The organism is Streptomyces kronopolitis (genome assembly GCF_050953795.1).
Lineage (GTDB): Bacteria > Actinomycetota > Actinomycetes > Streptomycetales > Streptomycetaceae > Streptomyces > Streptomyces kronopolitis_A.
Genome location: NZ_CP191850.1, coordinates 3,116,229 through 3,136,877, shown reverse-complemented (window position 1 = coordinate 3,136,877; position 20,649 = coordinate 3,116,229). Strand labels below are relative to the sequence as shown.

General features: G+C 74.5%; 15 protein-coding genes and 1 tRNA gene. 13 read left to right on the top strand and 3 right to left on the bottom strand.

Annotated elements, in window-relative coordinates:
• Positions 1-18 precede the first annotated feature (18 nt).
• From ACQP17_RS13655 to ACQP17_RS13630, 6 genes are all read left to right on the top strand, one after another.
• The gene (locus ACQP17_RS13655) at positions 19-660 is read left to right on the top strand and encodes an ABATE domain-containing protein (RefSeq protein WP_433856522.1); all 642 of its coding nucleotides are present in this window, start codon (positions 19-21) and stop codon (positions 658-660) included.
• A gap of 100 nt (positions 661-760) precedes the next feature.
• A complete protein-coding gene (locus ACQP17_RS13650) occupies positions 761-1,300 on the top strand; it encodes a sigma-70 family RNA polymerase sigma factor (protein WP_129278968.1) in 540 nt (179 codons plus the stop codon).
• Complete coding sequence (locus ACQP17_RS13645) at positions 1,297-2,043, top strand: anti-sigma factor family protein (protein WP_433856521.1); 747 nt, start codon at positions 1,297-1,299, stop codon at positions 2,041-2,043. Before ACQP17_RS13650 ends, ACQP17_RS13645 begins: the two co-directional genes overlap by 4 nt.
• 204 nt (positions 2,044-2,247) lie before the next feature.
• Positions 2,248-4,749: a HelD family protein gene (locus ACQP17_RS13640; protein WP_433856520.1), complete on the top strand. Its 2,502-nt coding sequence runs from the start codon at positions 2,248-2,250 to the stop codon at positions 4,747-4,749.
• A gap of 510 nt (positions 4,750-5,259) precedes the next feature.
• On the top strand, positions 5,260-6,693 hold the full coding sequence (locus tag ACQP17_RS13635) for an NAD-dependent malic enzyme (protein WP_433856519.1): 1,434 nt from the start codon (positions 5,260-5,262) through the stop codon (positions 6,691-6,693).
• A gap of 306 nt (positions 6,694-6,999) precedes the next feature.
• Entirely contained in the window at positions 7,000-7,281 is a 282-nt protein-coding gene (locus ACQP17_RS13630; RefSeq protein WP_006605312.1) for an HU family DNA-binding protein, read from the top strand.
• 535 nt (positions 7,282-7,816) lie between these two features.
• On the opposite strand, the gene murA is transcribed toward ACQP17_RS13630, so the two are convergent.
• Positions 7,817-9,163, bottom strand: coding sequence for a UDP-N-acetylglucosamine 1-carboxyvinyltransferase (gene murA, locus ACQP17_RS13625; protein WP_249638028.1), 1,347 nt, complete (start codon positions 9,161-9,163; stop codon positions 7,817-7,819).
• Between the two features lie 298 nt (positions 9,164-9,461).
• Between murA and ACQP17_RS13620 the strand changes: the two genes are divergently transcribed.
• The 6 genes from ACQP17_RS13620 (at position 9,462) to ACQP17_RS13595 (ending at position 17,777) form a co-directional block, all read left to right on the top strand.
• The gene (locus ACQP17_RS13620; RefSeq protein ID WP_433856518.1) at positions 9,462-10,142 is read left to right on the top strand and encodes a YqgE/AlgH family protein; all 681 of its coding nucleotides are present in this window, start codon (positions 9,462-9,464) and stop codon (positions 10,140-10,142) included.
• Positions 10,143-10,328: 186 nt separating this feature from the next.
• Positions 10,329-11,009, top strand: coding sequence for a hypothetical protein (locus tag ACQP17_RS13615; RefSeq protein ID WP_433856517.1), 681 nt, complete (start codon positions 10,329-10,331; stop codon positions 11,007-11,009).
• 92 nt (positions 11,010-11,101) lie between these two features.
• Positions 11,102-11,395, top strand: a complete 294-nt coding sequence (locus tag ACQP17_RS13610; RefSeq protein ID WP_078568732.1) for a DUF3039 domain-containing protein — start codon at positions 11,102-11,104, stop codon at positions 11,393-11,395.
• Positions 11,396-12,371: 976 nt separating this feature from the next.
• Positions 12,372-13,268 (top strand): FAD binding domain-containing protein, encoded by an 897-nt coding sequence (locus ACQP17_RS13605; protein WP_433856516.1) that lies wholly within the window; start codon positions 12,372-12,374, stop codon positions 13,266-13,268.
• 100 nt (positions 13,269-13,368) lie between these two features.
• Positions 13,369-15,453, top strand: coding sequence for a 2Fe-2S iron-sulfur cluster-binding protein (locus tag ACQP17_RS13600; protein ID WP_433856515.1), 2,085 nt, complete (start codon positions 13,369-13,371; stop codon positions 15,451-15,453).
• Complete coding sequence (locus tag ACQP17_RS13595; protein WP_433856514.1) at positions 15,450-17,777, top strand: xanthine dehydrogenase family protein molybdopterin-binding subunit; 2,328 nt, start codon at positions 15,450-15,452, stop codon at positions 17,775-17,777. The genes ACQP17_RS13600 and ACQP17_RS13595 overlap by 4 nt, the downstream gene beginning before the upstream one ends.
• A 99-nt stretch (positions 17,778-17,876) precedes the next feature.
• Here ACQP17_RS13595 and ACQP17_RS13590 read toward each other — a convergent pair.
• Positions 17,877-17,951 (bottom strand) — tRNA-Cys (locus ACQP17_RS13590).
• A 145-nt stretch (positions 17,952-18,096) separates the two neighbouring features.
• Positions 18,097-18,960: an alpha/beta fold hydrolase gene (locus tag ACQP17_RS13585; protein ID WP_433856513.1), complete on the bottom strand. Its 864-nt coding sequence runs from the start codon at positions 18,958-18,960 to the stop codon at positions 18,097-18,099.
• A gap of 139 nt (positions 18,961-19,099) precedes the next feature.
• Between ACQP17_RS13585 and ACQP17_RS13580 the strand changes: the two genes are divergently transcribed.
• On the top strand, positions 19,100-20,614 hold the full coding sequence (locus ACQP17_RS13580; RefSeq protein ID WP_433856512.1) for an MFS transporter: 1,515 nt from the start codon (positions 19,100-19,102) through the stop codon (positions 20,612-20,614).
• Positions 20,615-20,649 lie beyond the last annotated feature (35 nt).

Below are 20,649 nucleotides of genomic sequence, written 5' to 3'. Positions count from 1 at the left end.
CGAGGGAGTGACAGGCACATGGCGGCGCATGACGGCCTGCGGTTCGACTGCGGGCGGATCTGCCTGGACCTGGCGGCCACGGCCACCGGCACCCCCGCCGAACGGCTCGCCGTCCCCCAGGAGTTGCGGGCCTGGCTGGTCGGCGCCGGCCTGGTGCCGCACGGCACCCCGCTGGACGGCGTCGACGGCGGCTGGCTGGGCCGCTTCCGCGCGCTCGGGGAGCTGCTGAGCCGGGTGGTGCACGACGAACTGCGGGGGAGGGCGGCCGACGCCGATCTGGCCCTGCTCAACTCCGCGGCCGGGGCCGGGCGGCCGCCCGCCGCCTACGCGGTGCGGACCGCCGACGGCGCCCTGGCCCGCCGGCTGACCGGCCCGCCCGACTGCGCCGGGCTGCTGGCCGCGGTGGCCCGGGACGCGATCGGGCTGCTGACCGACGCGGCGGCCCGCCGGCAGCTGCGGCAGTGCGAGGGCGCCCGCTGCACCCTGGTCTACCTGGACACCTCCCGTGGCCGGCGCCGCCGTTGGCGCTCCAGCGAGGTGTGCGGCAACCGCGAGCGGGTGGCCCGCCACCGCCGGCGCACGACGGTGCGCCGCGCCCCGGACGCCGCCGCCGGTCAGAAGCCCGCACCCGCCGCCGGAAATTATTCCGCCGGGCGCTGAACACCCCGCCCGGCCCGTCCGTACTCCTCACCGCAAGTCCGATTCATGGCACGGTCCCCGGCGATCTTGGGCGATCCGGGCTATCGACCCGGGAGTTGGAGTGCGTAAGGATGCCGTCGTGGCAGACAGGACGACACCTGATGAGGAGCTCATGCGAGCCCTCTATGACGATCATGCGGGCCCGCTTCTCGCCTTCGTCCTGCGCTTGGTGGCGGGCGACCGGCATCGCGCGGAGGACGTGGTGCAGGAGACGCTGGTCCGTGCCTGGCGCAACGCCGATCAGTTGCAGCGGGCGACCGGATCCATCCGGCCCTGGCTGGTGACCGTCGCCCGGCGGATCGTGATCGACGGGCACCGCAGCCGCCAGGCGCGGCCGCAGGAGGTCGACGCGACGCCGCTGGAGACGATGCCCGCCGCCGATGTGATCGACCGGGCGCTGCGGCTGATGACGATCTCCGAGGCGCTGAGCGATCTGAGCAAGGCCCACCGAGAGGCCCTCGTCGAGACGTACTTCAAGGAGCGTACGGTCAGCGAGGCGGCACAAGTGCTGCGGGTGCCGGCCGGGACCGTACGGTCCCGGGTGTTCTACGCGCTGCGCTCCCTGAAGCTCTCGCTCGAGGAACGAGGAGTAACGGAGTGACCCCGCCCATGCCACCGGACCGGCACACCGACGTCGGCGCATACGCCCTGGGCGTCCTGGACGCCGCCGACGCGGACCGGTTCGAGGCGCATCTCGTCGGCTGCGACCGGTGCGCGGCCGAACTCGAACAACTGATGCGTCTCACGCCGGTGCTGGCCGAGTTCAAGCAGTCCGCGCCCACCCCGCAGACGATCACCGCGGTGCCCGGCCCGGCGATGCTCGACGGGCTGCTCGACGAGGTGACCGCCACCCGCCGCGGCCGGGCCCGGCGCCGGCTGTTCCTGGTCGCGGCGGCCGTCGTGCTGATCGTCGGCGGTCCGCTGGCCACCTTCGCGCTGAAGGGGGCGGCGGCCCCGCCCGACCCGCCGGCGCCGCCGCTGGCGAACGCCGTGCGGGCCCAGTACGCGGCGGGCGAGAAGGTCAGCTCCGTCGACCCGGACACCAAGGTGTCGGCGGGCGTCTCCATGGCCACCCGGCCCTGGGGCACCCAGGTCGTCCTGGAGCTGGCCAACGTCAAGGGCCCGCTCGCCTGCGATCTGGTCGCCGTCGGCAAGGACGGCAAGCGGCAGACCGTCACGACCTGGGCCGTCCCCAAGGGCGGCTACGGCATCCCGGGCAGCGCCGCGAAGTGGAACCGCGAGCCCCTGTACGCGGCGGGCGGCGCGGCCCTCAACCGCGGCGACATCGACCACTTCGAGATCAACACGCTGGACGGCAAGCGGCTGGCGAAGGTGAACGTCTGAGGCCCGCCCCCGGGCGCCCCGGCCCGGGACCCGGCCCGGGGCGCCCGCCGCGCACGGCCACGGGGCCGCCCCGGCCCGGCCCCCGCCCCTCCGAGATCAACTTCTGACCGGACTCGCCCGAATTTGTCCTTCTCGCCAGGTGCGCATGATGCCCGGTTCGCGTACGGTTGACGGCTGCCCTACGCACAGCAGAAGGGGGCCTGGGTGGCCGCGCACAACGCCACGCACGCACCGGATCACGCTTCGGATTCCGTACGCGACCGTGAGATCGAGGCCGAGCAGACGCACCTGGACCGCGTCTACCGGCGCCTTGAGGAGAAGATCCACGAGGCCGAGTTCCTGATGGACGACGCCGCCAGGCGCGGCCAGGTCGGCACGCCCGGCGCCCTCGCCGAACGTGACGCCCAGGTCTTCCAGGCCGGCGTCCATCTCCACCGGCTGAACTCCGAGTACGAGGACTTCCTCTTCGGCCGGATCGACCTGCTCCTCGGCAAGGACGGCAAGAAGGGCCCGGACGGCGCCTTCACCTCCGTCGAACCCGCCGACGGCGCGATCGTGAACCACCGCGCCGAGATCGCCGAGACGCTGCACATCGGCCGCCTCGGCGTCCTCGACGCGGACTACTCCCCGCTGGTCATCGACTGGCGGGCGCCGGCCGCCGCGCCCTTCTATCGGGCCACCCCGGTCGCCCCCGGCCGGGTCGTCCGCCGGCGGGTGGTCCGCTCCAAGGGCCGCAAGGTCCTCGGCGTCGAGGACGATCTGATGCGCCCGGAGGTCACCGCGACGCTGGACGGCCGGGAGCTGCCGGCGATCGGCGACGGCGCGCTGATGGCCGCGCTGGGCCGGGCCCGCAGCCACACCATGCGGGACATCGTGGCCTCCATCCAGGCCGAGCAGGACATGGTGATCCGGGCCCCCGCCGCCTCCGTCACCGAGGTCGAGGGCGGCCCCGGCACCGGCAAGACCGCGGTCGCCCTGCACCGCGCCGCCTACCTCCTCTACCAGGACCGCCGCCGCTATGCGGGCGGCATCCTGATCGTCTCCCCGACCCCGCTGCTGGTCGCGTACACCGAGGGCGTGCTGCCCTCCCTCGGCGAGGAGGGCCAGGTCGCCATCCGGGCGCTGGGCTCGCTGGTCGACGGCGCCGAGACCGGCGGGTACGACCCGCCGGCCGTGGCCCGGATCAAGGGCTCCGCGCGGATGCAGAAGCTGCTGCGCAAGGCGGCCCGCGGGGCGCTGGAGCTGGCGGGTCCGGCGGCGCCGCCGGACGGCACCGATCAGGACACCGCCGCGGACGGGGATGCCCAGCTGTCCCTGGAGGACCTCTTCGCCCCGCCCCCGGACCCCGCCCCCGCCCCGGGCACCCGCCGCGGCCGCCGCACCCGCTCCAGACCCGCCCGGCCCGCCGCGGCCGCCCCCGCGCGGCTGCGGGTCGTCGCCTTCGGCGGCCGGATCGAGCTGGAGGCCGACGAACTCCACGCCATCCGGCAGTCCGCGCTCGGCGGCACCGCACCGGTCAACCTGCTGCGCCCGCGCGCCCGCCGGCTGATCCTGGACGCGCTGTGGGCCCGCTCCGGCGCCGCCCGCCGCTACACCGACCCCGAACTCGCCGCCGAGGCCCGTGCCGGCTTCGACGAGGACATCACCACCGAGCAGGACTTCCAGGACTTCCTGGACGCCTGGTGGCCGGAGCTGACCCCGCGCGGGGTGCTCGCCGCGATGGCCGACGAGCGGCTGCTGGGCCGCTGGGCGCGCCGGGTCCTCAACCAGCGCGAGGTACGCCAGCTGGCCCGCTCGCTCCAACGGCTGGACGACCGTGGCCAGGGCCCGCTGTCGGTGCACGACATCGCCCTGCTGGACGAGCTCCAGCTGATCCTCGGCGCCCCGATCCGCCCGCCCCGCCCCCGCGAGGCCGATCCGCTGGACCACCTGACCGGCCTGGAGGAGCTCACGACCTTCGCCGACCGCAGCGGTGGCGGCCGCCGCCGGCGCGAGCGGCTGGAGGAGGAGCGCACCGACTACGCCCATGTCATCGTCGACGAGGCCCAGGACCTGACGCCCATGCAGTGGCGGATGGTCGGCCGCCGCGGCCGGCACGCGACCTGGACCGTGGTCGGCGACCCGGCGCAGTCCTCGTGGTCCGATCCGGACGAGGCCGCCGCCGCCCGCGACGAGGCGCTCGGCACCCGCCCGCGCCGTCGCTTCACCCTCACCGTGAACTACCGCAACCCCGCGGAGATCGCCGACCTGGCGGCCAAGGTGCTGGCGCTGGCGATGCCCGGCATGCGGTCGCCGAAGGCCGTCCGGTCCACGGGCCTGGAGCCCCGCTTCGCGCTCGCCTCCGACGGCGGCGGGACGGCCGGTGACACCGCGCTGGCGCGGGCCACGGTCGCCGAGGCCGAGCGGCTGCTGGGCGAGGTGGACGGCACCGTCGGCGTGGTGGTGGCCATGAACCGCCGCGAGCAGGCCCGCAGTTGGCTGGCCCCGCTGGGCGAGCGGGTGGTGGCGCTGGGTTCCCTGGAGGCCAAGGGGCTGGAGTACGACGCCACCCTGGTGGTCTCGCCCGCCGAGATCGCGGACGAGTCCCCGGCCGGGCTGCGGGTCCTGTACGTGGCGCTGACCCGGGCCACCCAGCAGCTGACCGTACTGTCGGCCGAACGCGACGACCCGGACCCGGACCACGTGCCCGACCTGCTGCGGGACTGAGCCGCCGCGGGCCCGGCCCGCAACCCGTACGGCGGCCCCGGCCGGGAGCCGGGCGCCGCCGTCCGAGGGGTCTTCGAATCGGCCCCCCGGGACGGGATTCGCTTCCGGGGATGGTTTGTTAGCCTGGGTGACGGCACCGGCTCGATCCAAGCCCCCGGGCCCAACCATCGTCGCTACGAGCGACCACTTGCCGCGAGGCGAGCATGGCGGGTCGGTGCCGCTGGACCTCGACAACGGGCGTCTCTCCTGCGGGAGGGGCGCCCGCGGTCGTTGGATGCCGGGTGAACGGCGGGCGGACGGCCGTTGCCGGACACCCTCCCACCCGCTTTCGGGGAGGGGGGTTCCGCCTCCCCGAGCGCCTCTCGTATGGTGGAATCTCGATTCCGAATGCCGTGGCTGGTTACCGCGTACCGGCTGGTAGGTGCGACGATCGGTCAACATTGCTCCGGACCCGGTACCCCCGGGCCGTGGAGCCGCGCAGAGAACCAGGGAAAGCAGAGGAAGTCGGCCATGGCAACGGCGCCAAGCGTCTCGTACTCGATGACGGTGCGACTGGAAGTACCCGCGAGCGGCACCGCCGTCAGCCAGCTCACCACGGTCGTGGAGTCCTCCGGCGGCTCGGTCACCGGCCTCGACGTGACGGCGTCCGGCCACGAGAAACTCCGGATCGACGTCACCATCGCCGCCTCGTCCACCGCGCACGCGGACGAGATCGTCTCCAAGCTGCGCGGCATCGAGGGCGTCTCGCTCGGCAAGGTCTCCGACCGTACCTTCCTGATGCACCTCGGCGGCAAGATCGAGATGTCGTCGAAGCACCCCATCCGCAACCGTGACGACCTCTCGATGGTCTACACGCCCGGCGTCGCCCGCGTCTGCCAGGCCATCGCCGACAACCCCGAGGACGCCCGCCGGCTGACGATCAAGCGCAACAGCGTCGCGGTCGTCACGGACGGCTCCGCGGTGCTGGGCCTGGGCAACATCGGCCCCAAGGCCGCGCTGCCCGTCATGGAGGGCAAGGCGGCCCTCTTCAAGCGCTTCGCCGGCATCGACGCCTGGCCGCTGTGCCTGGACACCCAGGACACCGACGCGATCGTGGAGATCGTCAAGGCCATCGCCCCCGGCTTCGCGGGCATCAACCTGGAGGACATCTCCGCCCCCCGCTGCTTCGAGATCGAGGCGCGGCTGCGCGAGGCCCTGGACATCCCGGTCTTCCACGACGACCAGCACGGCACCGCCATCGTGGTGCTCGCCGCGCTCACCAACGCGCTGCGCGTCGTCGGCAAGAAGACCGAGGACGTCCGGGTCGTGATGTCCGGCGCCGGCGCGGCCGGTACCGCCATCCTCAAGCTGCTGCTCGCGGCCGGCGTCCGGCACGCCGTCGTGGCCGACATCCACGGTGTGGTGCACGCCGGCCGCCCGGACCTGGTCGACGCCGACCCGGATTCGCCGCTGCGCTGGATCGCCGACAACACCAACCCGGAGGGCGTCACCGGCACCCTCAAGGAGGCCGTGGTCGGCGCGGACGTCTTCATCGGCGTCTCCGCGCCCAACGTCCTGGACGGCGCGGACGTCGCGAAGATGGCCGAGGGGGCGATCGTGTTCGCGCTCGCCAACCCCGACCCCGAGGTCGACCCGACCGTCGCCCGGCAGACCGCCGCCGTGGTGGCCACCGGCCGCTCCGACTTCCCCAACCAGATCAACAACGTCCTGGTGTTCCCCGGTGTCTTCCGCGGCCTCCTCGACGCCCACTCCCGTACGGTGAACACCGAGATGATGCTGGCCGCGGCCGGCGCCCTCGCGGACGTCGTCCTGGCGGACGAGGTCAACCCGAACTACATCATCCCCAGCGTCTTCAACGAGAAGGTCGCGGGCGCGGTGGCCGACGCGGTGCGGAGCGCCGCGAAGAGCGGCGAACAGGCTGTGACGGCCGCCACGACGGTCTGATACGGCGCGTCGCTGGACACGCCGTCGTTGGGGCGCCCATAGGGTGGCGGGCAGCAAGCGACCGCCGCCCTGTGGGGCCGGCCCGGAGCGGGAATGATACGGAGCGTGACCACTAACGAGGCAGTGGCGCTTTTCGTGTGACCCTCCTGGGTGCCGGATTGGCTTTACCGCCGCAGGTAGGGGCAGGATGCGTAATCGGGCGAGAGGGTCTGGCATCAGACCCGGGTCCGGGGACTGTCCGAGGACCCTGGCAGCATCGGCTTCGATCTCACGCCTCATTGGCAAGAAGAACACGGGAGTACAAACATGAACCGCAGTGAGCTGGTGGCCGCTCTGGCCGATCGCGCCGAGGTGACCCGCAAGGACGCCGACGCCGTTCTGGCCGCCCTCGCCGAGGTGACCGGCGAGGTCGTCGCCAAGGGCGACGAGAAGGTCACCATCCCCGGCTTCCTGACCTTCGAGCGCACCCACCGTGCCGCTCGCACCGCGCGCAACCCGCAGACCGGCGACCCGATCCAGATCCCGGCCGGCTACAGCGTGAAGGTCTCCGCGGGCTCCAAGCTCAAGGAAGCCGCCAAGGGTAAGTAACCCCTCCGTACGGCACGCCAGGGCGGCCATCCCTTCCAGGGGTGGCCGCCCTGACGCATGCCGCGCCGGGGACGGCCGGTGGACGGCCCCGGCCGGCTGGCCGGGGTGAAGGGAAGGCCCGCCTGGCCCGCACCCGCCAGAGGGGCCGCCAGGGCCGTGCAGGGCCGAAAGGGCGTACGCGGGACGGCCCGTGCGGCCGGCGGGCCCGTGACGGGGCCGGACACGGCGCCTGCGGTGCGTCCCGCCGCGTCCGTCCTGTCCGCCGCCCGGGCGGCCGCCGTACGGGCGGCGGACAGGACGGACGCCGCCCGTACGGGTGATGCCGGGGCCGTTCGGCGGGTCGTCGGGCGAGGTGGGGCGGGGCGGCCGGCCCGAACCGTGCGCCGGGTCCGCCGAGTTGTGCGCGGCCCGGTGTGCCGCGTGAGCCGCCCGCCCGGGCGCCGTGGACGGCGGGCGGGAGCGGACACGGCAGCGGGCCCCGGCGGGGTACGCCGGGGCCCGCTGCGTCAGCCGTCGGGAGGCCGCGCCGCCGCGGTCAGTTGCGCAGCGCGCCGTTCGGCAGCTCGACCTTGGCGCCCAGCTCCACGAGCTTCTCCATGAAGTTCTCGTAGCCGCGGTTGATCAGGTCGATGCCGTGCACCCGGGAGGTGCCCTGCGCCGCCAGCGCCGCGATCAGATACGAGAAGCCGCCGCGCAGGTCGGGGATGACCAGGTCGGAGCCCTGCAGCCGGGTCGGTCCGGAGACGACCGCGGAGTGCAGGAAGTTGCGCTGGCCGAAACGGCAGGCGGAGCCGCCCAGGCACTCGCGGTAGAGCTGGATGTGCGCGCCCATCTGGTTGAGCGCGGAGGTGAAGCCGAGTCGGGACTCGTACACCGTCTCGTGGACGATCGACAGGCCCGACGCCTGGGTCAGCGCGACGACCAGCGGCTGCTGCCAGTCGGTCTGGAAGCCGGGGTGGACGTCGGTCTCCAGGGCGATGGCGTTGAGCGAACCGCCCGGGTGCCAGAAGCGGATGCCCTCGTCGCCGATCTCGAAGGCGCCGCCGACCCGGCGGAAGGTGTTGAGGAAGGTCATCATCGACCGCTGCTGCGCGCCGCGGACGAAGATGTTGCCCTCGGTGGCCAGCGCCGCCGACGCCCAGGAAGCCGCCTCCAGGCGGTCCGGGAGGGCGCGGTGGGTGTAGCCGTCGAGCTTGTCGACACCGGTGATCCGGATCGTCCGGTCGGTGTCCATGGAGATGATCGCGCCCATCTTCTGCAGCACGCAGATGAGGTCCTCGATCTCCGGTTCCACGGCGGCGTTCGACAGCTCGGTGACGCCCTCGGCCAGGACGGCGGTCAGCAGCACCTGTTCGGTCGAGCCGACCGACGGGTACGGCAGCCGGATCTTGGTGCCGCGCAGGCGGTGCGGGGCCTCCAGGTACTGGCCGTCGGCGCGCTTCTCGATCGTCGCGCCGAACTGGCGCAGCACGTCGAAGTGGAAGTCCACCGGGCGGCCGCCGATGTCGCAGCCGCCCAGGCCGGGGATGAAGGCGTGGCCGAGACGGTGCAGCAGCGGGCCGCAGAACAGGATCGGGATCCGCGAGGAGCCCGCGTGCGCGTCGATGTCCGCGACGTTGGCGCTCTCCACGTGCGACGGGTCGAGGATCAGCTCGCCCGACTCGTCGCCGGGGCGCACCGTGACGCCGTGCAGCTGGAGCAGCCCGCGCACCACGCGTACGTCGCGGATGTCGGGCACATTGCGCAGCCGGCTGGGGCCGCTGCCGAGCAGGGCGGCGACCATGGCCTTGGGCACAAGGTTCTTCGCACCGCGAACCCGGATCTCGCCCTCGAGCGGGGTGCCGCCGTGGACAAGCAGTACGTCGTCAGTAGAGACGGTCATGGATCTCGCGTTCCTGGAGACGGGCAGGGGCCAAGCTGAAATGGTAAGGGCGGCCGGGGGTGAGTCCGAAGGCCCGTGCATGCTTCATGCATGTAATGGCTTTGTCACAGCACGCTCCGCTACGGTCTGCCTTTGATCTGTAATCGACCTTTGGCCGATTTTGCCGGTGAATGTCTTGAATGGGCTATCGGGTGTCGCAGGATGTGCGCCGGTGCTGCAGCCGTACGCCCTGCCCTGCTCTCGCACGGGCCCGGGCGTTGACTCCCCGCTCCGGGCAGATGTGCGGGATCATGTGGCCATGACCGAGGTGTCCTCGCTCACAGGGCGGCTACTTGTCGCGACGCCCGCGCTCGCCGATCCGAACTTCGACCGCGCGGTGGTGCTGCTCCTCGACCACGACGAGGAGGGCTCCCTCGGCGTGGTCCTCAACCGTCCCACGCCGGTGGGTGTCGCGGACATCCTCGCACCCTGGGCCGCGCTGGCGGGTGAACCGGGGGTCGTTTTCCAGGGTGGCCCGGTGTCGCTGGACTCCGCGCTCGGCGTGGCCGTGGTGCCCGGCGGGCTCTCCGGGGAGGGCGGCATCCCCTCCGTCGACGGGGCCGCGCCGGCGGGCGGGGACGGCGCGGAGCCGGCCGGTGCGCCGGCCGCCCCGGCCGCGGACCGCGCGGACGTCGTGTCGGGTGACGAGCCGCTGGGCTGGCGCCGGGTGCACGGGGCCATCGGCCTGGTCGATCTGGAGGCCCCGCCGGAACTCCTCGCGGCGGTGCTCGGCAGCCTGCGGATCTTCGCCGGGTACGCGGGCTGGGGTCCGGGCCAGCTGGAGGACGAACTCGTCGAGGGTGCCTGGTACGTCGTGGAGTCCGAGCCCGGCGACGTGTCCTCGCCCGATCCGGAGCAGCTGTGGCGCGCGGTGCTGCGCCGGCAGCGCAACGAACTGGCGATGGTGGCCACGTATCCGGACGACCCGTCGCTGAACTGAGCCCCGTGCGGGTGCGGGTCGGCGCTCCGCCTTCGGCGCGTGGAGCGGGATTTTGTTGAGAACTGGATTATTGTGACGGCTTCGTCATGGGGAATTGTCGGACCCCGTCGCTAGGGTTCGGATGTGACAGGCGAGGGTGTGCGGCCGCGTCGGCGGGGCCGCGCCGGACAAACGGGGGAGAGCGCCATGCACAGGCCGAGTGTGCCCGAGGACCTCGACCATCCGGAGCGCCTGTGGGCGCGCGCCGCGACGCTGGCCGTGGTGGCCGCCGGCGTGGACGACGGGGACGAGTACGGCTGGGGCCGCAACGGCCTCCAGTGCTGGAACGACGGCGGCAGCTACTGGTGGCGGCTCCAGCTGTTCGAGGGCGGCCGGGCGCTGCTGTGCGGCCAGGACTCCGACGGCAGTTACACGCACGACGGTGGCCGGCAGATCGACTTCCTGGCCGGCGGCCCCGAGTGGCTGCCCTGGGAGCGGCTGCGGGAGGACGCCGAGGGCAATCTCTTCGGGTTCGTCTACTGGTGGCAGGACGGCGCCTGGGCCCGTGCGCCGTATCCGGCCAAGATGCCGGACGACGGCCTGGCGATGGCGATGAACTGGGCGGCGCCCGGCGAGGCCGCCGTCGACAAGCTCGTCGAGGACCTGGTGGCCCGGACGGAGACGGACGTCGACCCCGGTGCGGCGGTCCGCGCCTTCCTCGCCGCCGCCGCGGCCCGCACGGTCGGTGAGGCGGACCTCGCGGCGCTGCTGGACGCGGTCTGCGACGAGGACGCCTGGTACGAGGTCCGGCCCGATGCCGCGCTGGCCTTCGCGGTGAAGCTCGGCCTGACGGCGGGGGACCGGGGCGGCGTGCCGGTCGCCTCGTGACGGGAGCGTCCGGCCGGGCCGCGCGCCCGGCCCGTCACCCTCGCCGGGCCGAGGCTCCCGGGTTGCCGCGCGCGTGAGTACCCTTGGCTGTTATGAGCACTGTTGAGCCCGAGCGCGGGGCAGGTACGGGCACCCTCGTAGAGCCGACACCACAGGTGTCGCACGGCGACGGCGACCACGAGCGCTTCGCCCACTATGTCCAGAAGGACAAGATCATGGCGAGCGCGCTCGACGGCACGCCCGTCGTGGCGCTGTGCGGGAAGGTCTGGGTCCCGGGCCGCGACCCGAAGAAGTACCCGGTCTGCCCCATGTGCAAGGAGATCTTCGAGTCCATGGGCGCCGGCGGCGACAAGGACAAGGGCGGCAAGGACGGCGGCAAGAAGTAGCCACCGCGCACCGCAACTCCCGGCCGGCGGCGGCCGCCCCGCGCGCGTGAGCGCGGACGGACCGACGCGCCGACGACGCAGCCGTCCGGCCGGGCGTAGTGCGGCGCCGCCGCCCCGCGTGCGACGGTGCCACCCCGCCTCGGAATCGGGCCCGGGTCCCTCGTGGACCGGGCCCGTTCGGCGTTCCTGGCCGATGCCTTCGAGGCGATGGCGTTCCGGTCGGGTGTGGGTCCGGCAGGCGGCGGGGTGCAGCAGGGGGCTCCCGGGAGGCGGGAGGCCGTGGGCTTCCGGCGGTGCTCCCGGCCCCCGGCCTCCTGCCTCGCCGGCGCCCCCTCCCCCGGCCCGCAGCGAAGTCCCCGCCCGGCCCCGCCCGGCCCCGCCCGGCTCTCCACGGCGAATCTCCTCCGTCACCACGGCAGTTACGGCTCCCCACCCCACCCGGCTCGATCCCCTCGGCGCCGACCACCGCCCGCCCGGCGCCCCCTCCCCGGCGGAAACGCCCCGGAGTCCTCGGACGCCCGATCGACGGGGCGCCCCCAAACGTGTGAGCCCCGGTGCAAGCAGGGCGCCCGCGCGGCCGGACCCTGGGACGGTGGTGCGGCACGTCGGTCCCTCCCCGGCACCGCCGTGCCGAGCACCGCTGTAGCCGGCGGGCCCGTCCCGCCGCACCGGCCGGACGCCGCCCCCGACGCGCCACACCGCAGTGCCCGTACCGTCGGTGGCGGACGAAAACCGGACGAGGGCGACGAGGGCGACGAGAACAGCGAGCACGACGAGAAGGACGCGTACGGCGCGAACGACAGGAACGACGAGAACGACGAGAACGACGAGAACTCAGCCCGGGGGCCGGCCGCCGCTTCGCGGACCCTCGCGCCGAGGGTCCGGGAAGATGTGCCAGAGTTGCCACGTCCGGGCCGTGAGCACGTACCGTACGGCGGAGCGGAACTGCCGGGACACCGGGGAAGGGGCAGCTGGCTTGACCACGCACGCACCGCACGCGTCGCACACGGTGACGTTGCCGGCCTCGCTCGACGAGGCGGTGGCGGCGCTCACCGCCATGCCCACCGCCGTGCCCGTCGCGGGCGGCACCGATCTCATGGCGGCGGTCAACGCCGGTCACCTCAGACCCGCCGCTCTCGTGGGCCTCAACCGGATCAGCGAGATCCGCGGTTGGCAATACCTGGACGGGCACGCCCTGCTAGGCGCCGGACTGACCCTCGCCCGTATGGGACGCCCCGACTTCGCCGCCCTGATCCCCGGCCTGGCCGCGGCCGCCCGCGCCGCCGGCCCGCCGCAGATCCGCAACGCCGGCACGCTCGGCGGCAACATCGTGACCTCCGCGCCCACGGGCGACACCCTCCCGGTGCTCGCCGCCCTCGAAGCCACGGTGATCATCGCCGGGCCCGGAGGCGGCCGCCGGGAGATCCCGGTCAGCCACCTGCTGGCCGGCCGCGAGATGCTCGCCCCGGGCGAACTCGTCGGCTTCGTACGGGTGCCGCTGCTGCATGCCCCGCAGACCTTCCTCAAGGCCACCGGCCGCACCGGCCCCGGCCGCGCCACCGCCTCGGTGGCGCTCGTCCTGGACCCGGCCCGGCGCGGGGTGCGCTGCGCGGTGGGCGCGGTCGCCGCCATGCCGCTGCGCCCCCTGGAGGCCGAGCAGTGGGTGGCCTCGCTCATCGACTGGGACGGCGAACGGGGCCTGGTGCCCGAGGCGCTGACGGCGTTCGGTGACTACGTCGCCGCCGCCTGCATCCCCGACCCGGCGCCGCCCGAGGACGGTTCGGAACCGACGAGCCTGCCGCCGGCCGCACTGCACCTGCGCCGTACGGTGGCGGCCCTGGCCCGCCGTGCACTGGGGAGGGCGCTCTCATGAGTGAGCGCGGTACGGGGATCCGCCCGGCCGAGGGCCCGGGGAGAATCATGGAGAGGTGCGCGCCCCGCGCACGCGGGGCCGAGCGAAGCGAGGGCTCGGCATGAGTGACGCCGACAACCGCCATCCGTACCAGCCGCATCCCGACCAGGGCTGGCAGCCGCTGCCCCAGGGCGGCGAGTACGAGTCGGAGGCGACGGCCTTCGTCCAGCTTCCGGAGGGCTTCACCAGCGGGATCTATCAGGGCAGGGCGCCCCAATACGGCAGCCCGGGCACCGAACCGCTGGCCGCCCCCGGTCACGGCTACACCCCGCCGTCCTCCTTCACCCCGCACGCCGGGCCGGACGCGGGCGACGACCCGGCCGCCACCGGCCAGTGGACGATGCCGTTCGCGGACCCCTCGGCCGGCTACGCCGACCCGTCCGCCGGCTACCCGGCCCACGAACAGGCGGGCCACCAGGGCCACTCCGGGGCGTACCACAGCGGCGCCCCCGAGGCGGCCCCGCCGTGGGGCGAGCAGGTGGACTGGCCCGTAGCGGGCAGCCCCGAGGCGGGCGGCACGGGAACCTGGTCGGTCCCCGCGGCGGCGGACGACGGGCTGGAGGAATCCGGCGAATACCTGCTCGGTGACGACGAGTTCACGGGGCACACGGGACATTCCGGCGGCTACCCGGGCGTCCACGGCCACCAGGGCCATCAGGGGCATCCGGGGCATCCGGGCCCCGCGGGGGCCGGGGGTGCCACCGCTTACCAGGGCGGCGGATACCCGGGCGGGTACGACGGGACCGGCAATCCGGCGGACGCCGAGGAGGCCGGCCGGACCGGCCACTGGAACTTCACCACCGGCGCGGACGCCGCGCACGGCACGGCGGCGCACCCCGCGCCGCCGCAGGAGCCCTCGCACGGCGCCGAGCCGCACGACCCCTACGGCGTCCCCGCGGGCGACCCGTACGCCCGCGAGCGCGGCCTCGCCGGCCACGGCGCCGAGCCCGAACTCCCCGGTGGCGACGACCCGTACGCGACGGGTGGCGGTCTGCCTCCCGCGGGCGGCGAGGCGACCGGACACTGGTCGCTGCCGGCCGACGCGCTGGCCCAGTGGCCGCCGGCCGCCGAGGCGCCGGAGTCGCCGGACGCGGCGCCGCAGCGGCAGGAGGCCGCCGAACGGCCCGACGCAGCAGCCGACATGCCCGACATGACGGGCATCGGCGGATGGCCCGCGCCGGACGCCGACGCCGAACCACCGCGGGATCCGGCCGAGTTCGCCCCCGTCGGCGACCCGCCCGGGTCCGCCGCGCCCGGGGACGACGGCGCGGTGCAGGACGCCCCGCCGGAGCCCGACGAGGCCCTCGCGCGGCCCGGCGCCCACCCGGAGCCCGACGACCGCCCGGACGCGGAGGACGGCACCGGCACCGGCGACGCCCCCGCAGCGGACGACGGCACCACCGACCCGACCACCGGCGGCTCCACCGGCGAAGGGCACCCCGCCGACGCCATCGCCGTGGCCCCCGCCGCCCCGGTCCCGGACCCCGGCCCCGAGTCCCACGACGCCCACGACTCCTCGGAGTCCCACGAACCCCACGACGAACACCCCGCCGCCTCCTTCGTCCTGCGGGTGAACGGCATCGACCGGCCGGTCACCGACGCCTGGATCGGCGAATCGCTGCTCTACGTCCTGCGCGAGCGCCTCGGCCTGGCCGGCGCCAAGGACGGCTGCTCGCAGGGCGAGTGCGGGGCGTGCTCGGTCCAGGTGGACGGCCGGCTGGTGGCCTCCTGTCTGGTGCCCGCCGCCACCACGGCCGGCAGTGAGGTCCGTACCGTCGAGGGCCTCGCGGAGAACGGCGTGCCCTCCGACGTCCAGCGCGCGCTCGCCGCCTCCGGCGCGGTCCAGTGCGGCTTCTGCGTACCGGGGATGGCCATGACCGTCCACGACCTCCTGGAGGGCAACCACGCCCCCAGCGAGCTGGAGACCCGCAAGGCGCTGTGCGGCAACCTCTGCCGCTGCTCCGGCTACCGGGGGGTGCTGGACGCGGTCGAGGGGGTCGTCAAGGCCCGCGCCGAGGCCGCGGACGACGAGACGGACGGGGACGCACCGGCGGACACCGCCCGAATTCCCCACCAGGCGGGCCCCACCGACCCCACGGTCCACGCCCCGCACCACCAGGATCCGCACCCGGGAGGCTCGGCATGAGTGGCACGTCCGATGGCGCGGGTGCCGTCACCGCGACCCCCGCGGCGGGCGTCCGGATCCCCGAGGAACCGCTGCACGGCCTGGGCGTCTCCCTGCCGTCCGCGGACGCGGCGGCGAAGACCGAGGGCACCTTCCCGTACGCCGCCGACCTGTGGGCCGAGGGCCTGCTGTGGGCCGCGGTGCTGCGCTCCCCGCACCCGCGCGCCCGCATCCTGTCCGTCGACACCAAGCACGCCGTGGAGATGCCGGGCGTCCGCGTCATCGTCACGCACGAGGACGTCCCCGGCGACGCCGCGCACGGCCGGGGCACCGCCGACCGCCCGGTGTTCGCCAAGGACGAGGTCCGCCACCACGGCGAGCCGATCGCCGCGGTGGCCGCCGACCACCCCGACACCGCACGGCTGGCCGCCGCCGCCATCGCCGTCGAGTACGAGGTCCAGGACGCGGTCACCGACCCCCAACTGGCCTTCGAGGCCGAGCCGCTGCACCCGGACGGCAACCTCATCCGGCACATCCCGCTCCGCTTCGGTGACGCCGACGCCGTGGGCGAGGTGATGGTCGAGGGGCTCTACCGGATCGGCCGGCAGGACCCGGCACCCATCGGGGCCGAGGCCGGGCTCGCGGTGCCGCGCCCCGACGGCGGCGTGGAGATCTACACCGCCTCCACCGACCCGCACACCGACCGCGACCTGGCCGCCGCCTCCTTCGGGCTCGCACCGGAACAGGTCAAGGTCGTGGTCACCGGCGTCCCCGGCGCCACCGCCGACCGCGAGGACCCCGGCGTCTCGCTCGCGCTCGGCCTGCTGGCACTGCGCACCGGCTGCCCGGTCAAGCTCGCCGCCACCCGCGAGGAATCCTTCCTCACCCACGCCCACCGCCACCCCACGCTGCTGCGCTACCGCCACCACGCGGACGCCGACGGCACGCTGGTCAAGGTGGAGGCGCAGATCCTGATGGACGCCGGGGCCTACGCGGACACCTCCGCCGACGCCCTGGCCGCCGCCGTCTCGTTCTCCTGCGGCCCGTACGTCGTCCCGCACGCCGTCGTCGACGGCTGGGCGGTGCGCACCAACAACCCGCCGTCCGGCCATGTCCGCGGTGAGGGCGCGATGCAGGTCTGCGCCGCCTACGAGGGCCAGATGGACAAGCTGGCCGCCCGGCTGGGCCTGGAGCCCGACGAGATCCGGCTGCGCAACGTCATGGCCACCGGCGATCTGCTGCCCACGGGGCAGACGGTGACCTGCCCGGCCCCGGTGGCCGAACTCCTGCGCGCCGTCAAGGAAGCGCCGCTTCCCGAGCTGCCCAAGGACGCGCCCGAGGCGGAGTGGCTGCTGCCGGGCGGACCGGAGGGCGCGGGGGAGCCGGGCGCGGTGCGCCGCGGCGTCGGCTACGGGCTGGGCATGGTGCACATGCTCGGCGCGGAGGGCACCGACGAGGTCTCCACCGCCACCGTCAAGGTCAGCGGCTCGGTCGCCACCGTCATCTGCGCCGCCGTCGAGACCGGTTCGGGGTTCTCCACCCTGGCCCGGCAGATCGTGCAGGAGACGCTCGGCGTCCAGGAGGTGCACATCGCACCCGTCGACACCGATCAGCCGCCGGCCGGCCCGGCCTGCCACGGCCGGCACACCTGGGTCTCCGGCGGTGCCGTCGAGCGCGCCGCGAAGATGGTCCGTACGCAGCTCCTCCAGCCGCTGGCCCACAAGTTCGGCATGTCCACGGAACTGCTGCAGATCAACGACGGCAAGATCACCTCGTACGACGGGGTGCTCAGCACCACCGTCGCCGAGGCGCTGGACGGCAAGGAACTGTGGGCCACCGCCCAGTGCCGCCCGCATCCCAGCGAACCCCTGGACGAGAGCGGCCAGGGCGACGCGTTCGTGGGCATCGCCTTCTGCGCGATCCGCTGTGTCGCCGATGTCGACATCGAGCTGGGCACCATCCGGGTCGTGGAGATGACCGTCGCCCAGGACGTGGGCCGGGTGCTCAACCCCCGCCAGCTGCGGGCCCGTATCGAGGCCGGTGTCACCCAGGGCCTGGGCGCGGCGCTGATGGAGAACCTGCGGACCGCCCGCGGCCAGGTCCGTCATCCCGACCTGACCGGCTACGCCCTGCCGACGGCCCTGGACGCCCCGGACATCCGCATCGTCAAGCTCGTCGAGGAGCGGGACGTGGTGGCTCCCTTCGGCGCCAAGCCCGCCAGCGCGGTCCCGGTCGTCACCGCACCGGCCGCCGTGGCCTCCGCGGTCCGCGCCGCCACCGGCCGCCCCATCGGCCGCCTCCCCATCCGCCCCCAGGCAGCGGTGGCACAAACCGTCCAGCAGTAGGGGCCGGGCCCGGAAACGACACGACCCGGGGCGGTCCCCACGTCTGTTGGGGCCGCGCCCGGGCCTCGCGCACGCTCACCGTACGCGCCACGCGGCGCCTGGAGGCCGTGGCGGGATTCGAACCCACGTCACTCGCTTTGCAGGCGAGCCCCTGAACCACTCGGGCACACGGCCGGGGTGTGCTGATCCCGACTGTAGGTGGCCGGGCGGGGTGGCGGGCAAGGGTGGGGGGCGGGGTGCCATGGAGCTGTCATGCGGGGCAATGTGCGGCAACACGGGGTTCATGAGGGTGCCCGTGCGGCCTTCCGCCGTCCGCGCCTCATGTCGTGTGCAGGAAGTCCTCCACCAGCGGGGCGAACAGGGCGGGTTCGTCGACCCAGGGGTAGTGGCCGACCTCGTGCAGGGGGCGTACGCGGGCGTCGGGGAAGGAGTCGGCGACGAGTTCGCCGGCGCGCATGCCGGCCACCGCGTCGCGGTCGCCGGTGAGCACCAGTACCGGGCAGGTCACCTCGCGCAGGCCGGTCAGCAGGGCCAGGCGGAGCTGTTCGTCGACGCCCTGCCAGAAGCCGGCGCGCGGGACCGGGCCCAACTGGGGGCCCTCCGTGGCGGCGTGGGCTTGCTGGGGCTCGTCCCAGCGGCCGTAGGCGAGGGGAGCGGCGGCGAACAGCAGCTCCCGTACCTCGCCCATGTCGGAGGCCGCGGTGAGTTGTTGCACGGCCACCGAGGCCTGCGGCCACCAGTCCTCGTGGGCGCGTGCCTCGAAGATCTCCCGGGCGTCCTCGGGGAGTTCGCCCTGGAGCCGGGAGCCGGGGCAGACCAGGACCAGCCGGGTCAGCCGCCGGGGATGGCCCGCCGCGTACGCCTGCGCGACCGCGGCGCCGGCGTCGTGGGCGAGCAGCGCGAAGCGCTCCAGGCCCAGATGGGCGCGGAGGGCTTCGAGGTCCTGGGCGAGCTGGGGGAAGGCGTAGCGGGAGGGGTCGTCGGCGGCGGGGGAGGCGCCGGTGCCACGGCTGTCCGGGATGATCAGCTGCCGGTGGGCGGACAGTCCGCCGAGGTCGCCCAGGTACTCGGCGTCCCGGCCGGGCCCGCCGGCCAGGCAGACCAGGGGCGGCACCGGCGAGTCGGCCGGGCCGAGCAGACGGTAGTGGAGCTCGGCGTCGTCATACGTACGGAAGTGCGGCATGCCCTCAGCTTGCCCCACATGACGTGGTCGTATGGGGGAGCGGAAGCGCCGGCGGGCCGCGCGGCGTAGGACCGAAGGCCGAGCCGATTCCCGTCCCCCGACAGGGGTGCACCCGTCCGATGCCTCTTACGCTGGCCCGATGACCGCTGACCGCCGCCCCCACGACTGCGCTGCCGCCGCCGACGCCCCCGCCGGCGCCGCGACCGGCAGCGGCCGCCGGGAAGCGGCCGCGCGGGACGGGGAGGCGCCCGCCGGCGGGGTGCTGGGGCGGGCCCACCGGGCGTTGACGCTCGGCATCATCTCCGTCGTCTCGCTGGTCGCCTTCGAGGCGATCGCCGTGAACACCGCGATGCCGGTGGCCGCCCGTGCGCTGGACGGCATCGGCCTGTACGCCTTCGCCTTCTCGTCCTGTTTCACGGCGAGCCTGTTCGCGATGGCGCTGGCGGGGGAGTGGAGCGACCGGCGCGGGCCGCTCGTGCCGCTGTTCGCCGGGATCGCCGCGTTCGGGGCGGGGCTGCTGGTCGCGGGCGGCGCGCGGAGCATGGGGATGTTCATCACGGGCCGCGGGGTGCAGGGCATCGGCAGCGGGCTGGTGGTGGTCTCGCTGTACGTGGTCGTCGGGCACGCCTATCCCGAGCGGCTGCGCCCCTCGATCATGGCGGCGTTCTCCGCGGCCTGGGTGCTGCCGGTGATCCTCGGTCCGCTGGTCGCCGGGACCGTCACCGAACAGGTCGGCTGGCGCTGGGTGTTCCTCTCCATCCCCGTGCTGATCCTGCTGCCGCTCGCGGTGATGCTGCCCGCGCTGCGCGCGCTGCCGCCCACCCGGCCGGGCCCGGACGACGGGATGCGGCAGATCCTGGGCAGCCGCCGCTGCCGGCTCGCGCTGGCCGTCGCGGTGGGCGCCTTCCTGCTCCAGTGCGCGGACCGGCAGCCGGCCTGGCTCGCGCTGCCGGTCGCCGCCGCCGGACTGGCGCTGCTGGTACCGGCCATAGTGCGGCTGCTGCCCCGCGGCACGTTCCGGGCGGCGCGCGGGCTGCCGACCGTGGTGCTGATGCGCGGGCTGGCCGCCGGGACGCTGGTCGCGGCCGAGAGTTTCGTCCCGCTGATGCTGGTCACCCAGCGCGGGCTGTCCGCCACCCTGGCCGGACTCTCGCTCACCGGGGGCGGGGTGACCTGGGCGCTCGGCTCGTACGCGCAGAGCCGGCCGCGGATGGAGCCCCACCGGGAGCGGTTGATGGGGCTGGGCATGGTGCTGCTGGCGGCGGCCATCGCGACGGTGCCGCTGGCGCTGCTCGACGGGGTGCCGCCGTGGATCGTCGCTCTGGCGTGGACGGTCGGCGGCTTCGGCATGGGTCTGAACATCTCCAGCGGCGGCGTGCTGTTGCTGAAGCTGTCCCGGCCCCGGGACGCGGGCAGCAACTCCGCGTCCCTGCAGATGTCGGACGCGCTGGGCAACGTCACCTTCGTCGGGATCAGCGGCATGCTGTTCGTGGCCTTCGGCGGCGGCTCGATCGCGGCGGACGGGTCCGCGGTCCACGCCGCGGCGGGCGGGGCGGGCCATCCGGCGGCCTTCGCGGCCGTGTTCGCGGCGATGGCGGTGGTGGCGCTGGCCGGTGCGGGGGTGGCGGGTCGGCTGCGGCCCGCGGAGGGATGAGGGCGCACCGGGCCGCGACCGAGCCGTCCGCGGGC